General features: G+C 68.6%; 4 protein-coding genes. 2 read left to right on the top strand and 2 right to left on the bottom strand.

What is annotated here, in order from left to right; translation table 11 throughout:
* Window positions 1–70: 70 nt before the first annotated feature.
* Window positions 71–1,537, bottom strand: coding sequence for a lipase maturation factor family protein (locus QN350_RS18825; protein WP_322139652.1), 1,467 nt, complete (start codon window positions 1,535–1,537; stop codon window positions 71–73).
* Between the two features lie 56 nt (window positions 1,538–1,593).
* Window positions 1,594–2,556, bottom strand: a complete 963-nt coding sequence (locus QN350_RS18820; protein ID WP_281534750.1) for a cytochrome c oxidase assembly protein — start codon at window positions 2,554–2,556, stop codon at window positions 1,594–1,596.
* A 164-nt stretch (window positions 2,557–2,720) separates the two neighbouring features.
* Here QN350_RS18820 and QN350_RS18815 point away from each other — a divergent pair, with 164 nt between their 5' ends.
* Both QN350_RS18815 and QN350_RS18810 read left to right on the top strand, forming a co-directional pair.
* Window positions 2,721–3,746, top strand: a complete 1,026-nt coding sequence (locus QN350_RS18815; RefSeq protein WP_322139651.1) for a LacI family DNA-binding transcriptional regulator — start codon at window positions 2,721–2,723, stop codon at window positions 3,744–3,746.
* Between the two features lie 172 nt (window positions 3,747–3,918).
* Window positions 3,919–5,223 carry an extracellular solute-binding protein gene (locus tag QN350_RS18810; RefSeq protein ID WP_322139650.1) on the top strand — a complete coding sequence of 435 codons (1,305 nt, stop codon included), beginning with the start codon at window positions 3,919–3,921 and terminating at the stop codon, window positions 5,221–5,223.
* The last annotated feature ends 60 nt before the right edge of the window (window positions 5,224–5,283 follow it).

Raw genomic sequence — 5,283 nt, 5'->3', positions numbered from 1 at the left:
GGGGCGCGCTAACCTCTATATGCTACACCTCAGGGGGTCGGCGGACGCTCGCGGCCGGGACGGCGCCGTCTCAGGCATGGGGGCCTCCCGGGAGGGCGACCGGGTGCACGTAGAACCCGGTCGGAGTGCGCACCCACCAGTCCCCTGTCACGCGTTTCTCCGCGCCCGTGGCGAAGCGGTAGCGGAACAGCCGGGCGCGCACATGCCGGGGCGGGGCGTCGGGGAACGGGTTGACCCGCAGCATCCGCAGGGTGGGCCGGTCGCCCTCGAGCAAGCGCACCAGGAACATTTCGAACCACCGGGTGTCGCGCACGCCCAGGGCGAGGAACCACATCAGCCAGTCGAGCCGTAGGTGATACGGGGCGAACTGGCGGGGAAGGCGGGCGGGGTCGCCCGGTTTGCCGTGGAATTCGTACGGGCGCCAGGCCGTCTCGTCGCCGGGGTCTTCGGCGGCGCTGCCCTCGACGACGATCTCGTAGCGCTTCTTCGTGACGGTGCCGAAGGCCCCGTAGGCGTTCACGAGGTGGTACCGGTTGAAGCTCGCGTTCATCAGCTGCCTGCGGGCGACGAGGTTGCGGGCGGGCCAGAAGCTGAGCACCACGAGCAGCAGGGTGACCGCGAGCACGAGCACGACGAACCACGGCGGGGAGGCGGGCAGGGCTGCCGAGGTCTCGCCCGCGCCGGAGGGGAGGAACGGGAAAACCGTCCGGAACGCGCGGTCGTCGACGGCGGCGAAGACAAGCACGATCGTGATCCAGTTCAGCCAGGCGAAGTTACCGGTGGCCACGAGCCACAGCTGGGTCAGGGCGAGCAGAGCGGCGGCCAGGGATGCGACGGGCTGCGGCGCGAAGAGGAAGAACGGCACCACGAGTTGCGCGACGTGATTGCCGAGCACCTCGCCGCGGTGGAACCAGGCCGGCAGCCGGTGCACGAACGAGCTGAGCGGATTCGGCATCGGCTGCGTCTCGTGATGGTAGGTCAGGGCGGTCAGGTCACGCCATTCCGGGCCGCCGCGCATCTTGATCATGCCGGCGCCGAACTCCAGTCGGAAGACGAGCCAACGCACGAAGACCATGATCGTGAGCGGAGGGGCCACCTCGTTCGACCCGAGGAAGGCGACGACGAACCCGGCTTCGAGCAGCAGGCTCTCCCAGCCGAAGGAGTAGAAGGTCTGCCCCACGTTGACGATCGACAGGTATCCGGCCCAGAGCAGCAGGAAGGCGAGCATCGGGAGCCAGGGCGGGCCCAGTTGCGGCAGGCCGATGACGAGGGTCGCGGCCAGCAGGACACCGCCCCAGGCCAGCACCCGCAGGATCCGGTCGGAGTACCGCCAGTGGAACAGGCTCGGAGCGTCACGGAACCGGAGCCTGGACACCCAGTCGCGCACCGGCAGCAGGCCATGATCCCCGAGCAGCGCGGGGAACTGGTTGGCGGTGGACAGGAACGCCACGAGGAAAACCGCTGCCACTCCGCGCTGCAGAACCTGCCGCGCTATCGAGTAGTCGCCGGCCTCGAAGAAGGCACCGAGGAGATCCATCGTGCAGTCACCCTAGCCCCGCCTGGCCCGGCAGGGCAGGGTCGGGAAGGGCAGGGTCACGGTGCGCGGCGCAAGTGCTCGGCCGTGAGTGCGGCCATCTCCTCGTCGGAGAGCTCGTCGAGTTGCTTAGCCTCGTGCCGGTCGGTGCGGTTCCAGCGCAGGAACAGGATGATCAGCACCGGGATATCCGCGACCTCCGCGATGAACCAGAGGAAGTCACCGGACAAGTGCTGGTCCCAGAGCGGCGAAGGGAACCAGGCCGGGAACGACCCGACCAGCGCGGGGGCCCCGTCGAGCACGGTCTCGTTGAGACGCAGCAGGATGCCGGGGATGGCATCCATCACGAGTTCGACGAACGCGAGCATGAACTCGGCGGTGATGAAGAGGCTGGTGCGGATGAGGGCGTGGTCGGTGATCGGCAGCACCATCAGCAGTCCGACCAGCGGAACAAGCAGCGTCAGGCTCCCCTCCGCCGCGGGATTGCTCCGCAGCACGAAGGCGAACGGGGTCAGGAAGACGAGGAACGCGGCGATCGCGAAGAGTGGGGCGAAGACGGCGTTGCCGACCAGCCGCACGAACCAGGACCCGAGCACGGCGTTCACCCCGCGCAGCGCCCGCCCCGCGAGCGCCGCCCGGGCGAGCTCGACGGGTCGACCGAGGCTCAACAGCGCCGGGACCACGAAGAGCAGGAGCGCGATCCGGGTGGTGAACGCCCAGCGCAGGTCGACGCTCCAGGCGCCGAGGAAGCCGAAAGACACCCACGCCCAGGAGCCGAGCCCGAGCACGAAGAAGCCGAGGGTCGGAAGGAGCGGCCAGGCGGTCCCCCGGCGGCCGGCGGCGCGGATGCCGAGGAGATAGAGCGCGGCGGCAACAAGGATGCCCGCGCCGGCGACCGGATCGAACGAGGCCGTGCCGAGGAAGTCGAGGAAGGAAGGCGTGAGCGACCATTCTGGCTGATGCGCGCCGGGAAGTCCGGTGCCCGTCCCATTATGCGTCTTCTCCCTCTCGCGAGAGCGCACTTAAGGCCCTTAAACCGCGGGTTTAAGGGCCAAAACTCCGCTCTCGCGGAGGGGGCGGCGCGAATGTGCCGGACGGATGGTTGACGCGGGCGACTAAACCGGTATAGGTTTGCCTAAACCGGTTCAGAAGATGCACGAACGGGTGCTATCGATGAGGAGGCACGATGAGTGAGCCCAAGGTGACCATCGCCGACGTGGCCCGCGAGGCCGGCGTCAGCAAGGGCCTCGTGTCCTTCGCCCTCAACGACCGGCCCGGCGTCTCCGCCGAAAGTCGCGTCCGCATCCTCGAGATCGCCGAGCGGCTCGGCTGGACCCCCTCTCTTCGCGCCAGGTCGCTCTCCACCCGGCGCTCCTTCGCGCTCGGCCTCGTGATCGCCCGCGACCCTGAAGTCCTCGGCTCCGACCCGTTCTTCCCCTCGTTCATCGCCGGCGTCGAGACCGTCCTCGCCCCGCAGGGCCTCGCCCTCGTGCTGAGCGTCGTCCCCGACGAGAAGACGGAGATGCGCACCTACCGGTCACTCGTCTCCGACGGCCGCGTCGACGGTGTCTTCCTGAGTGACCTCCGGCACAACGACCCGCGCATCCCGCTGCTGCAGGAACTCGGCCTTCCCGCCGTCACCCTCGGCCGGCCGGACACCCAGAGCCCCTTCCCGTGCATCTCGGTCGACGACACCCCCGGCGTCGCCGAAACCGTGCGCTACCTCATCTCCCTCGGCCATCGGCGCATCGCCCACGTCGCCGGCAGCCCGGCACTCCTGCATGGCAGCCGCCGCCGGGCCGCCTTCGACAAAGCCCTCAGCGAGGCAGGGCTCCCGGCCGGCCAGTCCATCGAGACCGACTTCTCCGTCGCAGCGGGGGCGGATGCCGCCCGCAGGCTCCTGACCCAGGCCTCGCCGCCCACGGCGATCGTGTTCGCCAACGACCCGATGGCCATCGCCGGCCTCGGTGTCGCGCACGAACTCGGCCTGCGCGTACCGGACGACGTCTCGATCACAGGCTTCGACGACATCGACTTCACCCGGTATGTCTTCCCGGCGCTCACCACGGTGCGCACCGCCCCGAGCGACTGGGGCCGGGCCGCCGGCCGAACCCTTCTCGACCTCATGGCGCTCGGCACGGCACCCGACGTCGATCTTCCGGCCGGTCGTCTCGTCATCCGCGGCTCCGCCGGTACCCCACTGCGGCCCTAGCTGCCGCACGACCCCCACTCCCCCCTCCGATCCGCTACCGCACGCACCGCACCTTCCGCTCCTGCACCGGCCTCGCGTCCGACGCAGTCGTCCCGCATGCCCTGCCCCTGCATGCAGCACCACCCGAAACACACCCGAGGCAGAGCTGCCGCGGGGAATGAATGGAGAAACCATGCACAGCACAGCACGAACCCGGCGAGTCCTCGCCGCGACCGCGGCATCGGCCGCCGTCATCCTCGCCCTCGGCGCCTGCTCGTCAGGCGGCGGCGCGGCGGGAGCGGCCACGACTGCCCACGGCCCGATCACGATCTGGTACTCGAACAACGCGACGGAGATCGCCTGGGGCAAGCAGATGGTGACCGCCTGGAACGCCGACCACCCGAACGAAACCGTCACCGCGCAGGAGATCCCGGCCGGCAAGAGCAGCGAGGAAGTCATCGGCGCCGCCATCACGGCAGGAAACGCACCGTGCCTCGTGTACAACACGGCCCCGGTTGCGGTTCCGCAATTCCAGAAGCAGGGCGGCCTCGTCGACCTGAGCAGCTTCTCCGACGGCGACGCCTACATCAAGGCCCGCTCGGGAGACACCGCCGCCCAGTACGAGTCCACCGACGGCAAGTTCTACCAGATGCCCTGGAAGTCCAATCCCGTGATGATCTTCTACAACAAGGACATGTTCGCCAAGGCCGGGCTCGACCCGGAGAACCCGAAGCTTGCCACGTACGACGAGTTCCTGACCGCTTCCCGCGCCCTGGTCTCCAGCGGGGCCGCGGCGAACGCGATCTACCCCTCCCCGACGAGTGAGTTCTACCAGAACTGGTTCGACTTCTACCCGCTGTACGCCGCCGAGACCGGGGGCAAGCAGCTCGTCGAAGACGGCAAGGCGACGTTCACCGGCGACGAGGGCGCCAAGGTCGCCGAGTTCTGGAAGACCATGTACACCGAGGGACTCGCGAACAAGGAGCTCTACCAGGGCGACTCCTTCGCAGACGGCAAGGCCGCGATGTCGATCGTGGGACCGTGGGCGGTTCCGGTGTACAAGGACAAGGTCAACTGGGGCGCCGTTCCAGTGCCGACGAGCGCAGGAACCTCCGCTGACAAGACCTACACGTTCAGTGACGCGAAGAACGTCGGCATGTACACCGCGTGCAAGAACCAGGGCACCGCGTGGGATGTGCTGAAGTTCTCGACGAGCAAGGCGCAGGACGGCCAGCTGCTCAGCCTGACCGGCCAGATGCCGATCCGCTCTGACCTCACCACCACGTACCCGGACTACTTCGCTGCGAACCCGGCCTACGTCGCCTTCGGCGACCAGGCCGCACGCACCGTCGAGGTGCCGAACGTGTCCAACTCGGTCGAGGTATGGCAGACCTTCCGGGATGCCTACTCCAAGTCGGTCATCTTCGGCCAGGGCGACATCGCCTCCACCCTGGGCGGCGCGGCAGACAAGATCAACACCCTGGTCTCGAGCAAGTAGCACCTCGTGACCGTCACCGCATCGCGGACCTCGTCCGCCCGGGGCCCCCACCCCGCGCCC

This window comes from Cryobacterium sp. 10I5 (assembly GCF_035019865.1).
Taxonomy (GTDB): Bacteria; Actinomycetota; Actinomycetes; order Actinomycetales; family Microbacteriaceae; genus Cryobacterium; species Cryobacterium breve_A.
Note: the sequence above shows the minus strand (reverse complement) of the source record. Positions and strands in the feature narration are given on the sequence as shown.